18 protein-coding genes and 1 pseudogene are annotated in these 23,564 nt (G+C 53.4%); 13 read left to right on the forward strand and 6 right to left on the reverse strand.

Annotated features, from left to right (window positions below; translation table 11 throughout):
* Window positions 1-47: 47 nt before the first annotated feature.
* The 8 genes and pseudogenes from KGP26_RS11310 (at window position 48) to KGP26_RS11340 (ending at window position 10,674) form a co-directional block, all read left to right on the forward strand.
* On the forward strand, window positions 48-1,436 hold the full coding sequence (locus KGP26_RS11310) for a VasL domain-containing protein (protein ID WP_223665436.1): 1,389 nt from the start codon (window positions 48-50) through the stop codon (window positions 1,434-1,436).
* 328 nt (window positions 1,437-1,764) lie between these two features.
* Window positions 1,765-3,687: a type VI secretion system tip protein VgrG gene (locus KGP26_RS11315; protein ID WP_223665645.1), complete on the forward strand. Its 1,923-nt coding sequence runs from the start codon at window positions 1,765-1,767 to the stop codon at window positions 3,685-3,687.
* Between the two features lie 22 nt (window positions 3,688-3,709).
* Complete coding sequence (locus tag KGP26_RS11320) at window positions 3,710-4,129, forward strand: DUF1795 domain-containing protein (RefSeq protein ID WP_037413085.1); 420 nt, start codon at window positions 3,710-3,712, stop codon at window positions 4,127-4,129.
* A 32-nt stretch (window positions 4,130-4,161) separates the two neighbouring features.
* On the forward strand, window positions 4,162-8,568 hold the full coding sequence (locus KGP26_RS11325; RefSeq protein ID WP_223665437.1) for an RHS repeat-associated core domain-containing protein: 4,407 nt from the start codon (window positions 4,162-4,164) through the stop codon (window positions 8,566-8,568).
* A gap of 15 nt (window positions 8,569-8,583) precedes the next feature.
* Window positions 8,584-9,195, forward strand: a complete 612-nt coding sequence (locus KGP26_RS11330; RefSeq protein WP_223665438.1) for a hypothetical protein — start codon at window positions 8,584-8,586, stop codon at window positions 9,193-9,195.
* Between the two features lie 466 nt (window positions 9,196-9,661).
* Window positions 9,662-9,709, forward strand: a pseudogene (locus tag KGP26_RS30265) (hypothetical protein); the annotation flags it as partial.
* Window positions 9,710-9,724: 15 nt separating this feature from the next.
* A complete protein-coding gene (locus KGP26_RS11335) occupies window positions 9,725-10,201 on the forward strand; it encodes a hypothetical protein (RefSeq protein ID WP_245399451.1) in 477 nt (158 codons plus the stop codon).
* Complete coding sequence (locus KGP26_RS11340) at window positions 10,201-10,674, forward strand: hypothetical protein (RefSeq protein ID WP_223665440.1); 474 nt, start codon at window positions 10,201-10,203, stop codon at window positions 10,672-10,674. Before KGP26_RS11335 ends, KGP26_RS11340 begins: the two co-directional genes overlap by 1 nt.
* 62 nt (window positions 10,675-10,736) lie before the next feature.
* Here KGP26_RS11340 and KGP26_RS11345 read toward each other — a convergent pair whose 3' ends face one another.
* The 4 genes from KGP26_RS11345 to KGP26_RS11360 form a co-directional block, all read right to left on the reverse strand.
* Complete coding sequence (locus tag KGP26_RS11345; RefSeq protein ID WP_223665441.1) at window positions 10,737-11,090, reverse strand: SymE family type I addiction module toxin; 354 nt, start codon at window positions 11,088-11,090, stop codon at window positions 10,737-10,739.
* Window positions 11,087-11,311 (reverse strand): SymE family type I addiction module toxin, encoded by a 225-nt coding sequence (locus KGP26_RS11350; protein ID WP_223665442.1) that lies wholly within the window; start codon window positions 11,309-11,311, stop codon window positions 11,087-11,089. The genes KGP26_RS11345 and KGP26_RS11350 overlap by 4 nt, the downstream gene beginning before the upstream one ends.
* Window positions 11,312-11,387: 76 nt before the next feature.
* The gene (locus tag KGP26_RS11355; RefSeq protein ID WP_223665443.1) at window positions 11,388-11,753 is read right to left on the reverse strand and encodes a helix-turn-helix domain-containing protein; all 366 of its coding nucleotides are present in this window, start codon (window positions 11,751-11,753) and stop codon (window positions 11,388-11,390) included.
* 272 nt (window positions 11,754-12,025) lie between these two features.
* Entirely contained in the window at window positions 12,026-13,804 is a 1,779-nt protein-coding gene (locus tag KGP26_RS11360) for a sigma-54-dependent Fis family transcriptional regulator (RefSeq protein ID WP_223665646.1), read from the reverse strand.
* Window positions 13,805-14,256: 452 nt separating this feature from the next.
* Here KGP26_RS11360 and ygeW point away from each other — a divergent pair, with 452 nt between their 5' ends.
* The 5 genes from ygeW (at window position 14,257) to arcC (ending at window position 21,063) form a co-directional block, all read left to right on the forward strand.
* Window positions 14,257-15,444: a knotted carbamoyltransferase YgeW gene (ygeW, locus tag KGP26_RS11365; protein ID WP_021804807.1), complete on the forward strand. Its 1,188-nt coding sequence runs from the start codon at window positions 14,257-14,259 to the stop codon at window positions 15,442-15,444.
* Between the two features lie 73 nt (window positions 15,445-15,517).
* On the forward strand, window positions 15,518-16,711 hold the full coding sequence (gene dpaL / locus KGP26_RS11370) for a diaminopropionate ammonia-lyase (RefSeq protein WP_059200461.1): 1,194 nt from the start codon (window positions 15,518-15,520) through the stop codon (window positions 16,709-16,711).
* Window positions 16,712-16,779: 68 nt separating this feature from the next.
* Window positions 16,780-17,997, forward strand: a complete 1,218-nt coding sequence (locus KGP26_RS11375) for a YgeY family selenium metabolism-linked hydrolase (protein ID WP_186486189.1) — start codon at window positions 16,780-16,782, stop codon at window positions 17,995-17,997.
* A gap of 706 nt (window positions 17,998-18,703) precedes the next feature.
* The gene (gene hydA / locus KGP26_RS11380; RefSeq protein ID WP_223665444.1) at window positions 18,704-20,104 is read left to right on the forward strand and encodes a dihydropyrimidinase; all 1,401 of its coding nucleotides are present in this window, start codon (window positions 18,704-18,706) and stop codon (window positions 20,102-20,104) included.
* Window positions 20,105-20,130: 26 nt separating this feature from the next.
* Entirely contained in the window at window positions 20,131-21,063 is a 933-nt protein-coding gene (gene arcC / locus KGP26_RS11385) for a carbamate kinase (RefSeq protein ID WP_218519490.1), read from the forward strand.
* A gap of 63 nt (window positions 21,064-21,126) precedes the next feature.
* On the opposite strand, the gene yqeB is transcribed toward arcC, so the two are convergent.
* Window positions 21,127-22,725 carry a selenium-dependent molybdenum cofactor biosynthesis protein YqeB gene (gene yqeB / locus KGP26_RS11390; protein WP_223665445.1) on the reverse strand — a complete coding sequence of 533 codons (1,599 nt, stop codon included), beginning with the start codon at window positions 22,723-22,725 and terminating at the stop codon, window positions 21,127-21,129.
* A gap of 28 nt (window positions 22,726-22,753) precedes the next feature.
* A complete protein-coding gene (gene yqeC / locus KGP26_RS11395) occupies window positions 22,754-23,530 on the reverse strand; it encodes a selenium cofactor biosynthesis protein YqeC (protein WP_223665446.1) in 777 nt (258 codons plus the stop codon).
* Window positions 23,531-23,564 lie beyond the last annotated feature (34 nt).

The raw sequence follows: 23,564 nt of genomic DNA on the forward strand, positions 1-23,564 counted from the left end.
GTCTCTCTGCCGCGCTTGGCAGAGAGACGCTTTAAGGATGAGTCCGCATGAGCGAAGCCTCAGAAAATATCATCATTCAAACCGGCGGCGATCCGCGCCATTGGCCGGAATTCAGCGCCATTCGTGAAGAGATCAACAAGATCAACCACCCGGCGCGGCCAGAGGTTAACTGGCGCCTGATTGAGTCGCTGGCGTTGACGCTGTTCCGCACCAACGGAGTGGATCTGCAAACCACGGTGTACTACGCCCTGGCGCGTACCCAAAGGCACGGGCTGGCCGGGTTTACCGAAAGCTGCGAGCTGTTGGCGGGCATGGTAGTCAGCCAATGGGAGCGATTGTGGCCAGAGCAGCCGCAGGCCCGCTCGGAAATACTGGAGTGGTTCAACGCCCGCGTCGGCAGCCAACTGCGCCAGCATGAGTTCGGCATTGACGACCTGCGCCTGGTATACCGCGCCGAGCGGGCGCTGCAACTGCTGTGCGACAAACTGCAGCAGGTTGAGCTCAAACGCGTGCCACGCATTGAAAACCTGCTGTACCTGATGCAGAACACCGCCAAACGGCTGGAAGCCGCCCATGAAGCGGCCAAACAGCCGCCAGCGCAACCGCTGAAGATGCCCTCGATGGTGTATCTCTCGGTGTCCGAGGCGGAGCCGATCCGCACCCTGTTCTCGGGGGCAAAAACGGCCGCGAATGAACCCCCTCCGGCCTACGAAGAACCCGCGCCACAGCCAATAGAACAACCGTTGCCCAATGTGGAAGTGCGTTTTGCACCGCCACCACCGGTCATCCCTAAAGCGGCCAAACGCGCTGCGACGGCTTGGGGCTTTGGCGGCGGTGTGCTGTGCAGCCTGGTGGTTGCCGGTGCGGCTTATCTGATGCAGGTCAAACCAATGCAGGAGCGGCTGGCGGGGCTGGCCGCCACCCCAGAAGGTTCGGTGCAGCTGTGGCTGGCGCAACCGAACCTGGACGGCTACGGCCAGCAACTGAACACTCTGGAGAACCTTTCTCCGTTGGCCGGGTTGCGTACCGCCGATGCCTCGGTGGCGCTGGCCAACCAGCTGTGGCCGACCGATCCGGAGCAGATCGCCCAAAGCCAGCGTTGGCAACGGCTGCTACAGGCGCGGCTCGGCAGCGAGCGGGCCGACAGCAGCTATTTCCAGGTGCAGCAGCGCTTGCAGGCGCTGTCGGACAAGTTGCTTGAACAAGAACAAATACGCGGCAGCCTGACGCTTTCCTATCTGAAAACGCAGGTTTATCAGATGCAAAATGAACTGAACCGTGAAACGCCGCTGGAAGAGTTGCTGCGGCAGTTGGCGGTTTCGGTCGAACAACAACAACCGGCTTCACCGGTGCTGCTCAAGCAGATAGACGAGCGCTGGAATGCACTGCTCAGTCGCTATCACCAACTCACGCAGCAGGCAGCATCTGCCCGCTAACCTCCAGGAAGGAAAAGATATGTTTGCTGATGACAAGAAAAGCGCCCCCAAGGGGGGCGTACAGCCGAAGAACATTGTGGCCACGGAGACGCCGTCAGTCAGTGGCGTTCAGGTGGTGGATATGGTGGGCGCCGCGGCTGGCGCTGTAGGCGGCAAGGCAGGCAAGGTGGTATCGCAGGCGGCGGATATTGCCAAAAAGGCCGGTTCGATAGCCTCATCCGTAGGCATCAATCCGAAGAACATTGTCAGTGGAGGGAGCGCAGCGGGCATAGCCTCATCCGCGGGCGTGAAGCCGATGAACATTGTCAGCAGTGGTGGTGCCGCGGGCATGGCCTCATCTGCGGGCGTGAAGCCGATGAACTTTGCCAGCGGCGGCAGCGCCACGGCGATGGCGTCCTCGGCTGCCAGTGCCCTGATGGGCGGCGCGGAACCGAGTGGGTTGCAGTTCACGCTCTCCACGGCGAACCTGCCTCCGCAGACCTTTGTGGTGGTGGATTTCAGCCTGACCGAGATGCTCTCCTCACCGTTCGTGCTGAACGTAGGCCTGGCCAGTGCCGATCCGGCCATCGACTTTGCCGTGGTGCTGGATGAAGATGCGACGCTGGTGATCAAGCGTGAAGGGGTAGTGCAACGCAGCATCACCGGCATGGTGGCGAGTTTTGAACAGGGTGATACCGGCCTGCATCAGACTCGTTACAGCATGGTGATCCGCCCGGCACTGTGGCGCACCACGCTGCGGCGCAACTCGCGCATCTTCCAGCAGCAGAGCATCGAAAGCATCATCACCACCTTGCTGAAAGAGAACGGCATCACCGATTTTGCCTTTGGCTTGCGTAACCCCCATCCGGCCCGTGAGTTCTGCGTGCAGTATCAGGAATCGGATTTTGACTTCATCCAGCGGCTGGCCGCCGAAGAGGGGATGTTCTACTACTTCGAATACCCCGAAGGCAAAAACATCGTGGTGTATACCGATGACGTAGGCACCCTGCCGCAGGGCGCGGTGCTGCCGTATAACCCAGGCGTAGCGTCTCAGGCGCTGGAGCTGTGCGTCACCACCTTCACCCGCAGCGCACAGGTGCGTACCGCCGTGGTGGAACTGAAGGATTACACCTTTAAAAACCCGCAGTGGTCGGCGGCCTTTAATGAGCAGGCCAGCGAGCTGCAAAACCAACGGCCAGACTACGAACACTTCGACTTCCCTGGACGTTTTAAAGACGAACAGCACGGCAAGGCCTTTACCCATTACCGCCTGGAAGCCCTGCGCAACGATGCCAATCTGGGGCAAGGGCAGAGTAATGACTTTACCCTGCAGCCAGGCCTGCTGTTTACGTTGACCAGCCACCCGCGTAGCGATTTGAACCACCAGTGGCAACTGCTGAGCATTCAGCACAGCGGCAGTCAGCCTCAGGCGCTGGAGCAGGAGTCTGGTGGGCAAGGCACCACGCTGAGCAACCAGTTCGTCTTCCTGCCGCACACCCAGACCTGGCGGCCGACGCCGATGCCGAAACCGAGCATGGACGGCCCACAGATCGCGATGGTGGTGGGGCCAGCCGGGGAAGAAATCTACTGTGATGAGTTCGGCCGTATCCGCCTGCAATTCCTGTGGGACCGCTACGGTAAAAGCAACGACAACAGCTCGTGCTGGATCCGCGTGACCCAGCCGTGGGCCGGGCAGGGCTGGGGGATGTTGGCCATCCCACGTATCGGCCAGGAAGTGGTGGTGGATTTCTTGCATGGCGATCCGGACCAACCGATCGTCACTGGGCGTACCTATCACGCCAACAATATCCCACCGGGATCGCTGCCTGCCAGCAAGACCCAGATGGCGTTCCGCTCCAAGACCCATAAGGGCGAGGGCTTCAACGAGTTGAGGTTCGAGGATGCCAAGGGGGGCGAGGGGCTGTTTATGCATGCCCAGAAGGATATGAGTACGACGGTGCTGAACGATAGGGCGACTCAGGTTATGCACGATCACACCGAAGCCATCGGTCACGATCAGGTTTTATCGGTGCGTAACGATCGCTTTAAAGAGATCCAAGGCAAGGAGGTCACGGCCATAAGCAAAGATCGCCAGATTGCGGTTGAGGGAGGCAGCCTGCTTGAGGTGAAAAAAAGCATCTTCATCTCCTCCACCAGCGAAGGCATCAAGATTTCTACGGCCGCTGCCAGCATTACGTTGGACCATGCGGGCAATATTGATATTCAAGGGACACATGTGCGGATCAACGGTAAGCGAATTGATCTGAACTAAGCGTGTATTAACAGGAAACAGAATGAACAACATCACTTACCGAATGAACGAAGGGAAAATTTCCATTCCGGAGAACTGGCGCGACGACTCTATGCAGGTGTTTGTGGTGCCTGATGATAGTGGGGTCAATCTGGTAATCAACCGCACACCGGTGCCGGTTGGATTGGACTGTGAGGCCTACTATGCCGAGACCCTGGAGCAGTTTCAGAACAGCCTTCCGGGTTTTAAAGAACTGGCACGTAATCAGATCCCTTTGGATGGTGCACAGGCTCAGACGCTGGAATACCGCTGGAAAAGCCCTGAAGGGGAAATGCATCAGTATGTGGTGATGCAGGTCCGGCAGGCGCTGCTGTTGACGTTTACCGTCACCTCGCCCAACGCTTTGGCCGAGAGCCAAAGAGACTATTTTCAGCAGATTATCCAGAGTTTTAGCGCCGAATAAGCGCTTTGGATAACAGGCAGGAGGCCTAACCCATGCAACAAGATATCATCCAGCGCATTGCCCGGGTAGGTGCAATGAATGCTGCTAGCGGGCCTGCACCTCTCACCTCGCAAGCGGGCCCTGCTGCGGCACGTCTTGGCGACCAGATTAAGCACAAGAGTTTTTTGGGGGCGCTACTTGGGGCCGTCACCGGAGCGTTGATCGGTGCTGCTATCTTCGCTGCCGCGGGTCTTTTGATCGCAGGTACTGGCGGGTTGGCAACTGTCGCTGTACTGGCACTAGGAACGGCAGGCACCATGGCGATGGGAGGGGTGATCAGCCGGGCTAGCGGAGCAGTGGCAGATTTTGTCGATAGTGTGGGCTCCATGGATGGCCCTATCTCCACTGCGTCATCCAATGTGTATATTGAAGGTAAACAAGCCGCCAGAGCCATCGTCGATATGGTGGCTTGCACCAAACACAGTTCACCCCCAAAAATTGCCCAGGGCAGTGAGAGCGTATTTATTAATGACCAACCCGCCGCACGGGTGGGGGATAAAGTTACCTGCGGTGCCACCATCAAGGAAGGGGCCAGCAGCGTTTATGTCGGCTCCGGGCAGGGTAGCTATCTGGAGATAGATGAAGAATTCTCGTGGTGGGAAAAGGCCATTCTGGTCGCAGTAGAATTCCTGGTTCCCCCCAGCCGGGGTATGCTGAAAGGCATTGGTAAACTGTTTACCAAAGCTGGCCGTGCTGCCGTTGTAAGCGGCGCTAAAATGGGCGCCAGGCAGGTGGCGAAGATCGCCTCTGGCAAAACTTTCCGCTGTGCTACTAATGCGTTTAAAGGAGGAAAGGGCCTAAAACGCTTTAGCGAGGCCGGGAAAAAGTTTGTTAAAGGCGACCCGATTGATGTCACCAATGGCAGCCTGGTTGAACAGCGCACCGATATTGAGCTGGGGCAAACCTTGCCGCTGTGGTTTACCCGTACTTGGGCCCCAGGCTGTGGGCACACCTACGCGCTTGGGCAGGGCTGGACTGACAGTTTCCATCAATATGTCGAGGTCAATGCGACTGAAGACGTGATTGAGGTCACCACGCAAGAAGGTAGTGCATTGTATTTTGCGCTGCCCAAAGGGCACCAGGTTAGCGTAAATCCCGATCATCCTGACTTCTCCTTACATCGCCATCCACAGGGATGGGAACTGGTCGACAGGCGAAGCCGGACCAGCCAGTGGTTTACTCTGGCTGTGAGGCAGCAAGGGCAAACACGTTACTTACTCACTCGCCAGAGTGATAATAACGGCAACGTTCTCACTCTTTCCCATGATAAGAACAACCGTTTACTGCAGGTTACCCACAGCGACGGCATTGAGTTAGAACTGCGCTGGCATGCCAGTGGTTATCTGGCGGAGATTATCCGTGTGGATGGCGGCTTGCAGGATAGCCTGGCCCGTTATCAGCAAAACGAAGAAGGTTTCCTGACCGAAGCTGACAGCCAGCAGTTCTATCATCTGTACTACAGCTACAATTCTCAGGGGCTAATGAGCCGCTGGCATGATAATGATCAAACCTGGGTAGATTATCAGTACGATGAGAAGGGCCGCTGCATTACCAGTATTGGAGCGGGGGGATATTACCCGGTTAGCTTCCAGTATCAGCCAGGGATCACTCTGGTCAGCGATAGCCAAGGACGCACCACACGCTATGAATATAACGAGCAACTTAAGGTCACGGCGATAGAGGATCCTCAGGGGAACCGTACAGGCTTCACCTACGATAACTTTGGCAACCTGATTGAGCAGACCTCACCGTCTGGCCGGGTTATCCGGCTGGAGTATCTGAAAGAAACCGGGTTGGTTAGTGCGTTTTACGATGCTGCCGGGGCCTGCTGGCGTTATAGCTACGACGATCTGGAACGCCTGACGGCGATGACCGATCCGCTGGAGCGTGTCTGGTGGCAGGAATACGATGAGCAGGGTAACCCGTCCCGCTTTATCGCACCAGATGGCACCACCACTACCCTGAGTCGCAATGCGTTTGGCTTGATCACACAAGTGGCCGATAGCGAGGGCAATCAGCAAACCGCGCGCTACGATGAGCGAAATCGCCTCTGCAGCCTGTTTGATGAAGAAAACCGCGGCCTACATCTACGCTACACCACACGAGATGATCTGCGAAGCCTTTCCCATGCAGGCGGTGCGCTGTGGCGCTATCGCTATGATAATCACCGTCGGTTGGCGGTTAGCGATCGTCCCAACAACAGCCTTGAGCAGTTCACCCACGATCGCCATGGCAACCTGACGCACTATCAGGATGCTAATGGGGTTGAGTGGCGGGTGGATTACGGCCCGTTCGATCTGCCGATGGCGCGCACGGACGGGGAAGGGCAACGCTGGCAATATCGTTACGATCCAGATCATTTACAACTCATTGAAGTGATTAATCCGCAAGGGGAGAGCTATCGCTATCAGCTCAACGCCAGTGGCCAAGTAGTGACTGAGCAGGATTATGCGGGTACCGAATGGCAGTATGTCTACGATAAAGACGGGCAGTGCGTAGAGAAACGTGATGCCTTGGGCCAAGCCACCCGTTTTCAGTACGATGCGGCAGGCCGGTTATGTTCTCTGCATACCCCAGAGGGGGAAACCCAGTACCAATATGATGTCCTTGGCCGTTTGTTGAGTGTGGTAGCGCCCGGTAGTGAACTGAGTTTTGAGTATGATCTACAGGGCCGGGTAGTGCGTGAAACGCAAAATAGCCGGGTGATCCGTCGGGAATACCCGGATCGGCAGACGCAAACACGCCACCTGGAGATGCCGGAAAACGAAGTGATGCAGCCAGCGTTGAGTACCACGCTGCGGACTAACCGAGTCGGCGAATGGTTATCCTTGCAACTGCCGCAGCAAACGGAAACACAGGCATTGCGGGTAACGCGAAACGACAATGGGCAGGATACAGAGCGTAAGGCTGGCGACGGCTTTATGCTGCGCAATCAGTATGACCTGATGGGGCAATTGGTCCATCAACGGGCAGGCCGGCAGACACGGATATTTACTCCGGAAGAGGTGCAGGATATTCCTCAGCCTGTTTTGGCGGGGTTGGATCGCAGCTACTGTTATGACAGTGCCCTGAACCTGGTGGCGGCCAATGACGACCTTGAGCGCTTAAGCTATGTGGTGAACGCTAACCGGCAGGTGGTCTCGGTGAGCGAGGGTAACCAGTTGCAGGAGCACTACAGCTACGATGCCAGTGGCTATCCGATGCAGCAAAGGGTGAACAATCCGCGGGCCCTGTTCTCGGTTTCGAATGAGGATGTTTACCTGCGGGGGCATAGGCTGAGTCAGGCGGGTGACAGTAGCTTTGAGTATGATGATGCGGGCAGGATGATTGCCCGATGGCAGCATAAAGGAGGCTATCGACCAGAGGAAACACGCTATAGCTGGGACAGCCGTAATCAGTTAATAGCATTGAAAAAGCCGCATGGTGAAGTGTGGCATTATCGTTATGATCCCTTTGGCCGCAGGACAGAGAAAGTTTGCGAACAGAGAGGGTTGCGAACACTTTATCTGTGGGATGGTGATAGCATCGCGGAGATAAGGGAGTATAAAAACGCGCAATTACAGCGCATTCGCCACTGGGTGTTTGATGGTTGGGAACTGTTGGCCCAGCAGGAATGGACCCGGCCGAACGTACTGCCGTTTGATGGTAGGGCCGTGGCTGACGAAAGCGAAGCGCGGGTTTATACTACCCTCTATGCGGTATGTGCCCCCAACGGTCAACCGTTGGCGCTCTTTAACACTGAAGGAAAAGCACAATGGCGTAAGCCTGCGGCATCGCTGTGGGGCATGGCGTTGAGCAAGGCCACGGTGAATGTGCAGTTGGATCCAGGGCTGAAGTTTGCCGGTCAGTTGTTAGATGAAGAGAGTGGGCTCTTTTATAACCGGTATCGTTACTATCTGGCCGAGGTGGGTTGTTATCTGACGCCGGACCCGTTGGGATTAGCTGGAGGGGAAAATACGTATAGTTATGTTAAGAACCCTATAGACTTGATCGATCCGTTTGGCCTTTCAACTTGCTCTGATGCTAGAAAATTAGCTGACAACTTAGGTCCGAAGCCGTTAGGAGGAGGGCAGCATGATGCTCACCATATTGTTATGTCGAATTCTACTGATCCTAAAATGAAAGACTTGAGAAAGTTGATGGATGATTTGAATATTGACATTAATGATAAAAGAAACGGTATTTGGCTACCAAATACTAAAAATGATAGGATAACGGATGCATTAACTACAGCCCATAAAGGTAATGGTGTCCATGGTAAAGCATATAAGCAATATGTTTATGATAAGTTGATAAATTCAAAGACGGATAAAGAGTTTTTAAGTGCTCTGAAAAATATCAAAACAGAATTATCGAATGGGAAAATATTCCCGTTGGCAAATGGAAAGATGCCAGTTTGATTTGAGAGGTGATACATGGATAAGATAATAGATGAAATGAATAAAAAGATTCATCAACTAAAAAAAGACTTGGAAAATCATGAGGCTCTAGAAAATAAAATAGCCTCATGTAGCTTTGATGTTAATATTGTCTCATGGTCTAAATCACGAGCTTATAGTTTAATTCCGTTTTACAGTGAGTTAACTGGCTATAAAACAGATAAAATGTTAACAAAAGAACCAAAAAACAAAAGCAATTCATATTGTTATTTTGGTTGGCCAGAGATAGATAAAATTGCGAGTTATAACTCTAGAGGGTTGATTGAATCTGAAGAGTATATCATAAGTTCTGGTAATCATAAAATCGGCATAGTGAAGGATTTTAGGGGTGACTTTAGAGTTTTGACTCAGTTGTTTTTTGATAGTAATGGTCGCTATTTAGAGTGTTATTCTGTAACTGATGATGATGAATATTTTGGATATCATTATATTTATAACGAGAATAACGTGTCAGAAATCATATCTGTAGTAAGTAATGGTTTAAAACCATGTGTTAAGCTTTATCTAGAGTATATGGATGATGGCAGTTTAAGTCGAATATACTTCAAGAATGACACAAAACTAGTTGATGTCTATAGTAGTAACTAATAATGTAATAAATTATATTTTTATTATTGGGGGTTCAATTTCGAACCTCTTTTTTTATGAGTGTATTTTGTTAAACTTTAATTGCCTTGCTGAAAAAAGTTAGCAATCAATTAATTGGCTAAATTGAAGAAGGTTTTCAATTTTGTGTTCTACTGTAGAAAAGATTCCTCTTGCAAATCCAAACCACGAATAGTACAGGTGTATATTTGCTATATGGAGGTCAGAGATCATCAATAGTTGCCCGGTAAGGCTGCTCTATACCCGCGACTTCAAGGTATTTTTTGTAATCGTACTCAGTCTGCATCTTCATAAGGGGCTCTCCTAGCTCTATTAATCTGTATTTACATTACGGTCTTATTTATAATAAATTTATGCAGATAAAACTATCAAGGTAGGGCGGTAGCATAGGCACTACGATATAAAGCCCTTGATTATTTACAGACGAAGTTGATACTACGACTTACCGGTGGGTTGCTACCTGACGTCGGACCCGATAGGGCTGGCGGGGGGGCTGAACCCGTATAGTTACGTGCATAACCCGCTGGGATGGATCGATCCGCTGGGGTTATCAACCTGTCCAAATCTTGGGAAGGCTGATGATGCTATTTTAGGGCCGCATGGGACACTAAAAAATGACACGCGTCCAGGACAGTCACACCACTTAAACCAAGATGCTGCGTTCCGTGATGTGATCCCGACGAATAGCGGTGCTGCTATTAAGTTAGAAGGTAACGCATTTACTCAACCAGGTACGCCACACTATGAAGCGCATAAGTCTCTCGAACAGTTCTGGAATCAATATAGGAAAGGTGGCGCTTTATATGGCAAAATGCCTACTAATCTCCAATATACTCAAGCTTTGAAACGTTCTTTAGAATCAGCAGGGCTATCTGCAAATCAAGTTAATCAAGCTGTTAGAAGCAGTATTCAGAATAGGGTTCAGCACGGTGCTCTTGGTGGTATGGATGTACCAAGATTACCAGGAAGAATAAATCAGGTGAAATAATGAACATTTCTAATGAAGCAAAAGAAAGGTTAAAAATAATTTCTTGGTTTAGCCAAGTAGGTAATTCTTTATCGAACGCTGATATTGTCCTTGTGAATTCAAATGATTTTTTACAATCAATAGAAAGTATTGAATGGGAAAATACTACATTAGAAGCAAGAAATGAGATAACTGGCGTTTTGGCTAAAAAACATTCAGTTGTTTATCAAGAGTGGAACACATTAGCTGATGATGCAAGAGATTTTGTTGAAAACATAATTATCCCATCAGTCCCACAAATTAATGATATAGACATGGAGTTATTATTTACTAACATGAAATGGGACTTGGTTAACTATCTGATGGAAGATGCTTATAAAAGTAAACTGAGAATTCCGTTATTTTTTAGCAGTCTTGTATCCATATATGAATTAGGGCACATACCCTGTGGTTGGGTAGGGAGTTGGCCTAAAGGTCAGTTAGTTGTATATTAATACTACTTCTATAGTAGCCGTAAAGTTCCTCTCTGGATCTTTACGGCTATTTTTATCTGTTGTTACGCCAATATATTACCCTGTTGCACCCGAATCACCACCTGACCAGGCATTACGCTGATCGCCAGCGGTTGCCCGGTCAGGCCACACTCCGCCAGCCAGTCCCCCGCCAGATAAAGCTCGCCGTTATCCCGTATCCAGTCCACGCCGATATGCGGGTGAGCGTTCTCCTCCAATAATAACCGCTCAATCTCTCTCTCATCAGAAATCAATGTTATTACCAGCCCGTCCTGGTACGGTTTTATCTTAAATACCGCACCCGCCACAAACCCCGCCTTGATAATATCCTCACCAGCGATAATCAGCTCAGGAATAATCCCGCCCGCGGTTGTCTGTATAACAGCGCATCCGTTCATACATTGCCCTCCGCCTGAATAATCAATCTTCCCTGTTCAATATTTACTGTAACCTGCTGGCCGGTTAAAAACCCCAGTTCTTCCAGCCAATAGCCCTTGATAAGCAGCTGTGGCGCGGGCTTCTTGATGCCTCGGTTGGGTGAATAGCCCACGGTGTAATGGCGTGTTGTCTTGGGTGCTTTATTTACAGTGGTGCCTGACTTAGAATCACGCTTAGCCATGATAACTACCTCGAATAGTTGTTGTGGTGAGCGGCGATAGTGGGCTGCAACCCGTTATCGCCGCGTTACTTGTCAGTTAGTTACGCGCCTGTGTAATCATGGCGCTTAACATCTCTGAAATTATCTGCTGTTTTTCCTGCGGCAAATTAGCAATCGCTTCTATCTGCTGCTGCCACTTCTGAGTCGGGATACTCTCGTGGAGGGAAGACTCCGTCGTTGCTCCAAACAATTCCTCTAGCGAAACCGAACAAATGTTTGCTACGTCTGGGAGTGAAGACACCTTGATGCGACGGCGGCCAGCCTCCCATGCTTGCACTGTCTGTTGGGAAACGCCCAACTGCTCAGCCAATTCGGTCTGAGTAATGGTACGTTCTTTGCGCAGGCTGGTAATGCGTTTGCCCAACGCAATGAAAAAATCACGTTCTTCGCTACTGATCGCCATAGTTACCTTGGTTCCTGAATGTCACAAGACAACCATAACATACCGAACATTTTACTACGATGTGATGTAAATACTACAATATGTAGTTTTATTGGGTCCAGTTGTTTTCATATGTAAATTGAGGTTCTTTGAAGCAAGAATAATGCGATGCATTTCGCAGATTGAGATAAGAGCGCTATACGCCTTGAAAAGAGATATTGATAGCAGGAACAAGGACAGTCTTGGGCTAGCCAGCTAAACGCGCCAGCCCGGCACACGATTAATCTCCCCCCTCAATGAGAAGACAGCTCATACTTCTTTATCTTGCGATACAGCGTCGCGATGCCAATCCCCAGCTTCTCCGCCACCACCTTCTTGTTCGCATGTTGGCTCAGCGCCTCCTCAATCATCAGCTTCTCCATACTCTCCAGCCCCGCCATATCGTGGTTTTCGCAACTCTCTGTGGCTTTATATGTAGATACGCTGGCGCGAGCCTCCAGATGTTGCCCACGGGTCAGATTGGGCGGCAGCAGATAGGTATCGATGATCTCACCGCTCGGCACTACGTTAACCAGATATTCCATCAAATTACTCAGTTCGCGCACGTTGCCTGGCCAGCGGTGTCGGCGTAGCAGCTCGAGTACCTCTGCCGAGATGCCGGGGTAGATAATGCCGATCCGCTTGGTGTGCAAACTGAGGAAATAGTGCACCAACAGTTCGATATCGCCTTCGCGCTCACGCAGCGGTGGCAGGGTGATGGGGATAACGTTCAGGCGGTAATAGAGGTCTTCACGGAACTTGCCTTCGGCAATGTACTGTTCCAGGTTCTGGTTGGTGGCGGAGATAATGCGGATATCGACCGGGATCGGCTTGCTGGAGCCGATCGGCAACACCTCACGGGATTCCACCGTGCGCAGCAATTTGGCCTGCAACATTAACGGCATATCACCGATCTCATCCAGGAATAACGTCCCCTGATTGGCCGCCTGGATCAGCCCCACCTTGCCATTGGCCGAAGCGCCGGTAAATGCCCCCTTCAGGTAACCGAACAGTTCACTCTCCAACAGCTGATCCGGAATGGCGGCGCAGTTAATGGCGATAAAGGGTTTATCGCTGCGGTTACTCAGCCGGTGGATCGCCCGCGCCACCACCTCTTTGCCGGTGCCGCTTTCGCCAACCACCAATACGCTGGAGGGGCTGGGGGCAATACGGGTGATTAAGCTCTTCAGCAGACGCATCGGTTTACTTTCCCCCGCCAGTTGCTCAATACGCGGGTCTTGCAGGCTCAGCGTTTCGTCAAATGAGGAGTGTGACTGATGGAAAGCCATTAAAAATAATTGATGATCTTGAACCTGATGCAGCTGGCCAATCATAATCTCCTGGTTATCGTCGAAGGAGAGAATATGTTGCAGATGTCCACTGGTGTAATTTTGCTGGAAGGTGAGGGCGCGAATAGTAAAGGTTTTGCCGATAATATTTTCCTGCGGCATATTGAGCTGTTTTAAGGCCATCATATTGGCAAACTTCACCTGGCTCTTTTCATTGAGTATTAACACCCCCTGATCCATATTTTCAATCAGGCTGAAAAGCACTTTATTTAAGCCACTGCTGCCGCCTTGCGTCTCCAATAAGTTAGAAACGAAAACGTTGGAAATATTGCGCACATAGCCCGAGAACTCTTGCAGGTTATCCCGCAACCTTTGCTGCTGTTCGAGGGTGAAGGCCACCAGGCTGATCACGCCGATGCAGGCATCCTGAAACAGGATAGGAATGCCGAGAAAGGCCTTTTCCTGGCACTCATCTTTGCTGGTGCAGCCTTCGCACACCGGGTCGTAACGGGAGTGGGTGACTATTTTTTCGTTTTTGGTATCAAGCACATATTTCAACAACCAGGAGTTGCTGCCGAGCTTGATGCCAAATTGTTTGCCATACGGGCCAGTGCCTGCCACGCGTACCAGGTTGGCATCGACAATCTCTACCTCCAGCAGCAACACGCTGGAGAGCATCTTGGTAAAGCGCAAAATTGTCGGTTGGATCTGCATAAGAGCCGACTGGGCAGTGGCCGGTGCTATCATCACGCGTCTCCCGTTATCGTCATTGAAAAAGAAACGATAATACACTACGGCCAGCTATAATTTGATAGTCATCAAGCTAATCCCATAGAGAATAGAGATTCTGCTGTTAGCATCACATTTTATTATCAAAATGATACTGCACGCTAATTCCTATCATTTTGGGTCGCGAGAAAGGCTGATAATTATAAATGGCAGATTCACGCTGCAGGGAATTATCCCTTGCCAGCAACACCCTGACTGTAAATTTCACGTTAACCGCCCCGAAAGTCCCGTTTTATGTGATCGCCATCATAATACTCCGCAGTTTTATGTTACGCAGCTTAACTTTCCCCTTGTTGGCACGCTTATTGATTGTCCTGTAGCCAGACGCTGAAAAAGCGTATTGGTTATTCCAAGGTTAGGCACTTGTTTTAACGGATCACCACTACACTCTCTATTTAGGGGCAAAGATGAGAACAGTTAACCAGTTAATTAAGGAAATAAGCGCGTTAAAGTCCAATTTACATCAAAAGGACTTTTTACTGACGTGGGAACAGAGCCGTGACGAGCTGGAACTGGTGCTCAAGCTGGCGGAATCGCTGAAAACCATGCGCTCAGAAAACATTGCCACCAAGATTTTCAACAGTGGCTTAGGCATCTCCATCTTCCGTGATAACTCCACGCGTACCCGTTTTTCTTATGCCTCGGCGCTCAACCTGCTGGGGTTGGCGCAGCAAGATCTGGATGAAGGTAAATCGCAGATCGCCCACGGGGAAACGGTGCGTGAAACGGCCAATATGATCTCCTTCTGCGCGGATGCCATCGGTATCCGTGACGACATGTATCTGGGGGCAGGCAACGCCTATATGCGTGAGGTGGGGGCCGCGCTGGATGAAGGATTTGAGAAGGGTGTGCTGCCACAGCGCCCAGCACTGGTCAACTTGCAGTGTGATATCGATCACCCCACCCAGGCCATGGCGGATCTGGCCTGGTTGCAGGAGCACTTCGGCAGCCTGGAAAACCTGAAAGGCAAGAAGATCGCCATGACCTGGGCCTATTCGCCCAGCTATGGCAAACCGCTGTCGGTGCCGCAGGGCATCATTGGTTTGATGACCCGTTTTGGCATGAAGGTGACGCTGGCCCATCCGGAAGGTTACGACCTGATCCCAGACGTGATCGAGGTGGCGAAGAACAACGCCGCTGCTTCTGGCGGCAGCTTCCAGCAGGTGACCTCGATGGCCGAAGCCTTCCAGGGCGCGGACATCGTTTATCCGAAATCCTGGGCGCCGTACAAGGTCATGGAGCAGCGTACCGATCTGTTGCGTGCCAACGATCACGCGGGCCTCAAGGCGCTGGAGCAACAGTGCCTGGCGCAAAACGCCTACTACAAAAACTGGCACTGCACCGAAGAGATGATGAAGCTGACCAAAGGCGGCGAAGCGCTCTATATGCACTGCCTGCCAGCGGACATCACCGATGTCTCCTGCAGTGAAGGGGAAGTCTGTGCCAGCGTATTCGAGAAGTACCGTATTGCCACCTATAAGGAAGCCAGCTGGAAGCCTTATATCATCGCGGCGATGATCATGGCGCGCAAATTCTCCAACCCGGGTCTGGTGTTGGATCAATTACTGAAAGAAGCAGAAAAACGCATTAAATAAATTTACCTGGTCAGGGATACCGGGCGGTGTCCCTGCGCGGTGAAAGTTAATGCGACCAGAAGAGGTAGCGGTTATGTCGGTTTTTTCATTGAAAGTGGCGATAGAGGATAACCGTTATTTTAACGGCGAAACCTCCCCTCTGTTCTCTAAGGCGCAAGCGCAGAAAGCGCGCGAGTTTCATAAAAAGATCGCGGGTTATCAGCCAACGCCGTTATGCGCGTTGGACGATCTCGCGCAGCTGTTTGGCGTGCGGAAAATCCTGGTCAAAGACGAGTCCAAACGCTTTGGTTTAAACGCCTTCAAGATGCTCGGCGGTGCGTACGCCATTGCTCAGCTGCTGTGTGAAAAGTACCAGATTGATATTAATGCGTTTTCTTTTGAAAAGTTCAAAGCCACGGCGACCGAGAAGATGACCTTCGCCACCACCACCGACGGCAACCATGGCAGGGGGGTTGCCTGGGCGGCGCAACAGCTAGGCCAGCATGCGGTGGTGTATATGCCTAAAGGCTCGGCGCAGGAGAGGGTGGATCACATTCTCAACCTGGGTGCCGAGTGCATCGTCACCGATATGAACTACGACGATACCGTGCGCCTGACCATGAAAACGGCCCAGGAACGCGGCTGGCAAGTGGTGCAGGACACCGCCTGGGAAGGCTATACCAAGATCCCAACCTGGATCATGCAGGGTTACGCCACGCTGGCAGACGAAGCGGCCGAACAGATGCGGCAGATGCAGATCGAGCGGCCAACCCATGTGCTGTTACAGGCCGGTGTCGGCGCGATGGCCGCGGGCGTGCTGGGCTATCTGGTAGACGTGTTTGGTGCGGATAAGCTGCATTCGGTGATTGTCGAACCCGAGCTGGCCGACTGTGTTTATCGCTCCGGGGTAAAAGGGGAAATCGTCAATGTGGGCGGCGATATGGCCACCATCATGGCCGGTCTGGCCTGTGGTGAACCTAACCCCTTGGGCTGGCCGTTGCTGCGTAACTGCGCCACGCAGTTTATTTCCTGCCAGGACAGCGTGGCGGCGTTAGGGATGCGAGTGTTGGGTAATCCGCTGGGTAACGATCCGCGCATTATCTCCGGCGAGTCCGGTGCCGTGGGGTTGGGCGTGTTGGCTGCGGTACATCACAGCCCGCAACGTGCGCAGCTGATGCAAAAACTCGGTCTGAATAGCCAGTCGGTAGTGCTGTTAATCAGCTCCGAAGGCGATACCGACGTGAAGCACTATCGCGAAGTGGTGTGGGAAGGGAAGCTTCCGGTTTAACCACCGCCGTCAGATTACTCAACCTCTCGCAGCAGCGAGGGGTTATAAAAAATTGGAGAAAGAACACAATGGCAAAGCAAATTCCTTTCGAATTGGTGTTAGAGAAAGCCTACCAATACAAAGATGAGATGACGCGCTTCCTGCGGGACATGATCGCCATCCCGAGTGAAAGCTGTGACGAAAAACGGGTGGTGCTGTGTATCAAGAAAGAGATGGAGAAGGTCGGGTTCGACAAGGTCGAGATTGACCCGATGGGCAACATCCTGGGCTATATCGGCCACGGCCCACACCTGATTGCGATGGACGCGCATATTGATACCGTCGGCATTGGCAACATCAAGAACTGGACCTTTGACCCGTATCAGGGCATGGAAAACGACGAGATCATCGGTGGCCGTGGCGCATCGGATCAGGAAGGCGGCATGGCTTCCATGGTTTACGCGGGCAAAATCATCAAGGATCTGGGGCTGGAAGATCAGTATACGCTGCTGGTGACCGGCACCGTGCAGGAAGAAGACTGCGACGGTCTGTGCTGGCAGTACATTATTGAGCAATCCAACATCCGCCCAGAGTTCGTGATCAGCACCGAACCGACCGACTGCCAGATCTACCGCGGCCAGCGTGGCCGTATGGAAATCCGCGTGGATGTGCAAGGCATCAGCTGCCACGGCTCGGCACCGGAGCGTGGTGACAACGCCATTTTCAAAATGGGCCCAATCCTCAACGAATTGCAACAGCTGTCCGGCAACTTGGGCAATGACGATTTCCTGGGTAAAGGCACGCTCACCGTTTCAGAGATTTTCTTCACCTCACCTAGCCGCTGTGCGGTAGCAGACAGCTGTGCGGTATCTATCGACCGCCGCCTGACCTGGGGCGAAACCTGGGAAGGGGCGTTGGACGAGATCCGTGCGTTACCAGCGGTACAGGCGGCCAAGGCAGTCGTGTCGATGTATGACTATAGCCGTCCGTCCTACACCGGTCTGGTGTACCCAACCGAATGCTACTTCCCAACCTGGAAGGTCGAAGAAGATCACATCACGGTGAAAACCCTGAGCAAGGCCTATCAGGGCCTGTTCAAGAAGCAGCCGGTGGTGGATAAGTGGACCTTCTCAACCAACGGGGTTTCCATCATGGGGCGCCACGGTATTCCGGTGATCGGTTTCGGTCCGGGCAAGGAGCCTGAAGCCCACGCGCCGAACGAGAAAACCTGGAAAGACCATCTGGTGACCTGCGCGGCTATGTATGCTGCGGTGCCTTTGGCTTATCTGGAAGAGTTGCAGAAATAAGCGTCCCCTCACCCCAACCCTCTCCCACAGGGAGAGGGAGCTGTCCGGAGTGTGTGGTTGGTCCGTACTGCTTCGGAAAGTGGGGGCTAGAGGAAAGGTATTACACATAGAAATCAGCGAACTCGATCAGTCCCCACAGGGAGAGGGAGCTGTCCGGAGTGTGTGGTTGGTCCGTACTGCTTCGGAAAGTGGGGGCTAGAGGAAAGGTATTACACATAGAAATCAGCGAACTCGATCAGTCCCCACAGGGAGAGGGAGCTGTCCGGAGTGTGTGGTTGGTCCGTACTGCTTCGGAAAGTGGGGGCTAGAGGAAAGGTATTACACATAGAAATCAGCGAACTCGATCGGTCCCTACAGGGAGAGGGAGCTGTCCGGAGCCTGTGGTTGGTCCGTGCAGCTTCGGAAAGTGGGGTACAAGAGGAAAGGTATTACACATAGAAATCAGCGAACTCGATCGGCCTCCACAGGGAGAGGGGGCTGGTGCAGAGTGATTTCAAATGTGCAAATTTCATCTGTAACGAGGGTGATGTAGTTGGCGAACCTCTGCTTCTCCAGGAAGAACGCTAAAACATCCGCGAATTCGATCGGTTCCCTCTCCCTGTGGGAGAGGGTTAGGGTGAGGGGTCCAAGTAACACCTTATCCAGCAAGCATCACACGGTTAAATACCCGGCACCCTCCGCCGGATTTTTTTATGGAGTGCCAGCAATGAAGCAGTTGATTAAGAACGGCATTCTGGTTGATAGCGACGGGCAGTATCCTCAGGATTTGTTGATTGAAAACGGGGTGATCTGCCAGCGTGACACAGCGATCGAAGCCGATAGCCATTGTGAGGTGATTGATGCTTCCGGCTGCTATGTCATGCCCGGCGGCATTGATGTCCATACCCACTTCAATATCGATGTCGGCATCGCCCGCAGCTGCGACGATTTTTTCAGCGGCACCCGCGCGGCGGCCTGTGGCGGCACTACCACCATTATCGATCATATGGGATTTGGCCCGGCGGGCAGCAATCTTCATCATCAGCTCAACGTCTACCACCAGTATGCGGCCAGCAATGCGGCGATCGATTACGGCTTTCACGGCGTGATCCAGCATATTGACGACGGCATTCTCGAAGAGATGGCCAGCATGGTGCATGACGAAGGGATCAGCAGCTTTAAGCTGTATCTGACCTATCTCTACAAGATCAATGATACCGACGTGCTGCGAGCCTTGAGGCAGTTGCGGCAGGTTGGGGCATTGACTACCGTTCACCCAGAAAACGATGCCGCGATTGCTCTGCGCCGCGCTGAGCTAGTGGCCGCAGGTAAAACAGCGCCGATCCATCACGCATTAAGCCGCCCGTTGGAATGTGAGGCTGAAGCAATTGGCCGGATGATCAATCTGGCCCATCTGGCAGACAACGCGCCGCTGTACATCGTCCATTTATCCAATGGGCTGGGGCTGGATTATTTGCGTCTGGCACGCCAACAGCGCCAACCGGTGTGGGTAGAAACCTGCCCGCAGTATCTGCTGCTCAACGAACAATGTTACCTGCGTGAAGATGGGGCGAAATACATCCTCAGCCCGCCGCTGCGTGACCAACGGGAATTGGATCGCCTATGGGTGGGCATTGCCGACGGTTCGATCGATACCGTCGCTACCGATCACTGTACTTTCCCTTACCACCAACGGCAGGCAATGGCGGCAGGGGACTTTACCCGCTGCCCGAACGGCCTGCCTGGGGTCGAGAATCGCATGATGCTGCTGTTCTCTCACGGAGTGATGAGCGGACGGATTTCCCCTTCACGCTTTGTGGCGCTCACCAGCAGCAACCCGGCGCGGTTGTTCGGCCTGTGGCCGCGTAAAGGCAATCTAAACCCCGGTGCAGATGCTGACGTGGTGATCTTTGATCCGCGCCAATCCACGGCTATCAGCCATGATCGGCTTCATGACAAGGCGGATTATTCCCCTTATGAAGGTTTTCAGTGCCAGGGCGTGCCGGTGCTGACGATGTGCCGGGGCGAGGTCGTAGCGCGTAATGGCGAATTTACCGGGCGGCAAGGGTACGGGCAGTTCTTGCGTCGTCGGCCTTTCAATGCCCAGATCGCGGCAAAAATGGGGTAACACCTCACTAAACAACAAGGATCAACATGAACAAGAAAATAGTGCTGGCATTGGGCGGTAACGCATTGGGTGAGGGCCTGGCGGAACAGATGCAGGCGGTCAAAACCACCGCGCGGGCGATTGTCGATTTAATCGAGCACGGTCACCAGGTAGTGGTCACCCACGGCAATGGCCCGCAGGTGGGCATGATCAACCTGGCGTTTGAGGCGGCGGCAAAAAGTGAAGCCCATACGCCGATGCTGCCGATGTCGGTGTGCGTCGCGTTGAGCCAGGGGTATATAGGTTACGATCTGCAAAACGCCCTGCGTGAAGAGTTGCTCGATCGCAATATCGTTAAACCGGTTGCCACTTTGATCACCCAGGTGATCGTTAACGGCAGCGATCCGGCGTTTCTCAATCCCACCAAGCCGATTGGTTCGTTCTTTACCAAGGCCGAAGCCAGCCAACTGACCAAGAACGGTTACAGCATGGTAGAAGATGCGGGCCGTGGCTACCGCCGGGTCGTTGCCTCGCCCAAGCCGATCGACATCGTCGAGAAAGAAACGGTACGCGCCATGATGGAGGCCGGGCAGGTGGTGATCACCGCGGGAGGCGGGGGTATTCCGGTGATCCGCGAAGGTAACCATCTGCGGGGAGCCAGCGCGGTGATCGACAAAGACTGGGCCAGTGCCAAACTGGCAGAGATGATCGATGCCGATATGCTGATCATCCTCACCGCAGTGGAAAAGGTAGCGATCAACTTTGGCAAACCGAATGAGCAATGGCTGGAGCAGTTGAGCATTGCCGATGCCCAGCGCTTTATCGAAGAAGGGCACTTTGCCAAAGGCTCAATGCTGCCGAAGGTAGAAGCGGCGGTGGCGTTTGCCGAATCCAAGCCAGGGCGTCAGGCGTTGATCACGGTATTGAGCAAGGCTCAGCAGGGCATTGAAGGCAAAACCGGCACGGTGATTAGCCATTAATCACAGACACCAGGCTCACTTGTAGGGGCGCTGGATGCTGCGCTCATTCGCGCCCCTTGTGAGTCAGCAGTCTCTATTGCGCCCAAGTTTCATCATGGCTTCAAGCACCGCCCCGGCGACGGCCCGCGCCTTATCTGACACCGTGGTGTAATCCGCCAACGTACCGCGTGGGTCGATATCACCGATTTTAGTACCGGTCTTAACCTCCAGCCCATCATGCAGCAAACCGCGCACCATACCGGAAAGCGGCGCAATCACCGGCACCTCGCCGCAGTGGGCCACCACATCCCCCTCCTGCACCAAATTCCCCAAAGCGACGCGACATTGCATAATGCCATCGGCGGGTGCACGGATCACCCGGCGGGTGGTGTGGCCAGCGATATTACCGGGAATGCCGGTATTGGGATGGGTGTAGCCTTGATAAATCACCCGGCCCAGCGCATGGCCGCGATTGGTTTCGATCACCGCATCGCAATCCTGCCCGGCGTTGAAACCAGGGCCAAGGGCCACGGTGATCGGGGCCATATTGCGATGGGTCCCCAGGTTTTGCTTGGCCAGGATGGCATCCACCAGAAAACGGGGTTTGAGCTGCTCAAGGCTACGGGTCTCTGGGTCAACCAGCAGCGGGATCTCGCCACGGTTGATGATATCGAAGGCTTCGTTGACGTCGTTGGCCAGACAGGCGGTGACGCCCTCCACGCAGGTTTTGCCGTCGAACATCGCCTGAGCAAATGCCACCGTCCGGCGAATGGCGGTCGGCTGGGCAATGTCCAGCATGATGACCTGAAAGCCGGCATGATACAGCCGCAGCGCCACGCCGGTGGCGATATCGCCTGCGCCACGGATCACCACCAGTTTGTCGCGCGTTAAGCGGATGTCATTTTTCATCAGCCCGCCAGCAGATTGGTTGCGCACTTGCAGCAGTTCAGCCAGCACGCTAATAGCGATTTCTTCCGGCGTTTCTGCGCCGATGTTGTAGCCGATTGGGGCATGGAGTTTGGCGAGCTTCTCATCATCTACGCCGCGCTGGCGCAATTGTTGGGTAAAGGTCTGCACCTTGCGGCGGCTGGCCAGCAATCCCAGATAGCGCAACGGCTGCTCGATCAGCACGTTGAGTGCCTCGCAATCCTGATTGTTGGTGGCGATGATCACAAAGTTGGCCGGATCAATATTCATCTTGTCGATGGCCTCTGAGAAGGTCTCGCCATGAACCAGGGTAGTGCCCACCGGAAATAGCGCCGGGTCGAGGCTGGCCGGGTAGATATCGGCAACGTGAATATCAAAGCCCAACGGCTTGGCGGCGCTGGCGATGGCGCGGTTGACGTGCCCGGCCCCGATCAATATCAGGCGCGGGCGTAGACCATGCACGTCGATATATACCGACATCGCGCCTCCGCAGTCCGAGCCTACCGCGTCCTGCCCGGTTCGTGCCATACGGCCATGAAACACCCTGGCCTTGCGCTCCGTAATAGCGGCAATTGCCTGTTCGATCACCAGGCGTTCGATCATGCCGCCACCGATGGTGCCAATACAGCCACCATCGGCCATCACCAGCATCTGTCCCGAATGGCGCGGTGTAGATCCACGGCTTTCGATAATCTGGGCGAGCGCAAAGGGCCGGTTTTGTTCTTCTAAACGTGCAGCTTCGGCGAAGATATTCATGATGACCTCGTCAATAACCTCAGAAATATTATCGTGTTAAGCGCCGTATCAGGTGGTGGATCGCCGGGGTCTCCTGCACTGCGCCAAACCAGATGGCGCTGAGCGCCAGCTCTGGCCGCAGCAGGGTTTGCCACCTGGCTGCCAGTTGATTATCACAATGAGAAACCTGATTGATCAGCCAGACCCGCCGCGCCTGAGAGGGCGTACCTTTGAACATCCCTTCAGGGTGCGAGATCAGAGTGTCGAATACCCGGTGATCCAGTATTTCACCGGCAGTGACCCCCGTCAGCGCGGAGAAAATCGCCCAACGGTGAATTTGCTGTGGGTCTGCGGGACGATCGATCACCTGGCCTCCGGTTAGCGCGATAACACAATCACTGCGGGAGGGGATGCAAGGTTCATGCCTTGCCGGGGCTTTCAGGGGTAACCCTCGGGAGCCGTCCGCCTCGGCCAGGATCACATCGAAGGATCCATGCTGTTTGATTGCGTCGATTTGCTCGGGGGTTAACCCGATAACCTTGTTATCCTGCGGCTGATAATGACTAAAGCAGGCGGTAATGGCCGGGGTGCTGCTGGCGGTGGGCGGTTGGCCTATCAATAGGTGGTGGTAGTCGGCAGCGTTGGGCAAGTACATCTTGGTGGTGGTAGTGAACAGCACGCGTTTGCCCTGGTGATAAAAGGCCTGCGCCAGCCAGTGCAGGGTACTGGTTTTCCCCCCGGCGCCAATCAGGGCGATCAGCAGCGGCTGGCCCCGATCGAGGCGGTGATATTCCTCACTGAATAATTCTCTGAAGCTGGGCGTCATAAATAGCCTATTTTGTGAGTCAGAAAACGGGGTA

It is taken from the genome of Serratia sp. JSRIV002 (assembly GCF_019968725.1).
Taxonomy (GTDB): Bacteria; Pseudomonadota; Gammaproteobacteria; order Enterobacterales; family Enterobacteriaceae; genus Chania; species Chania fonticola_B.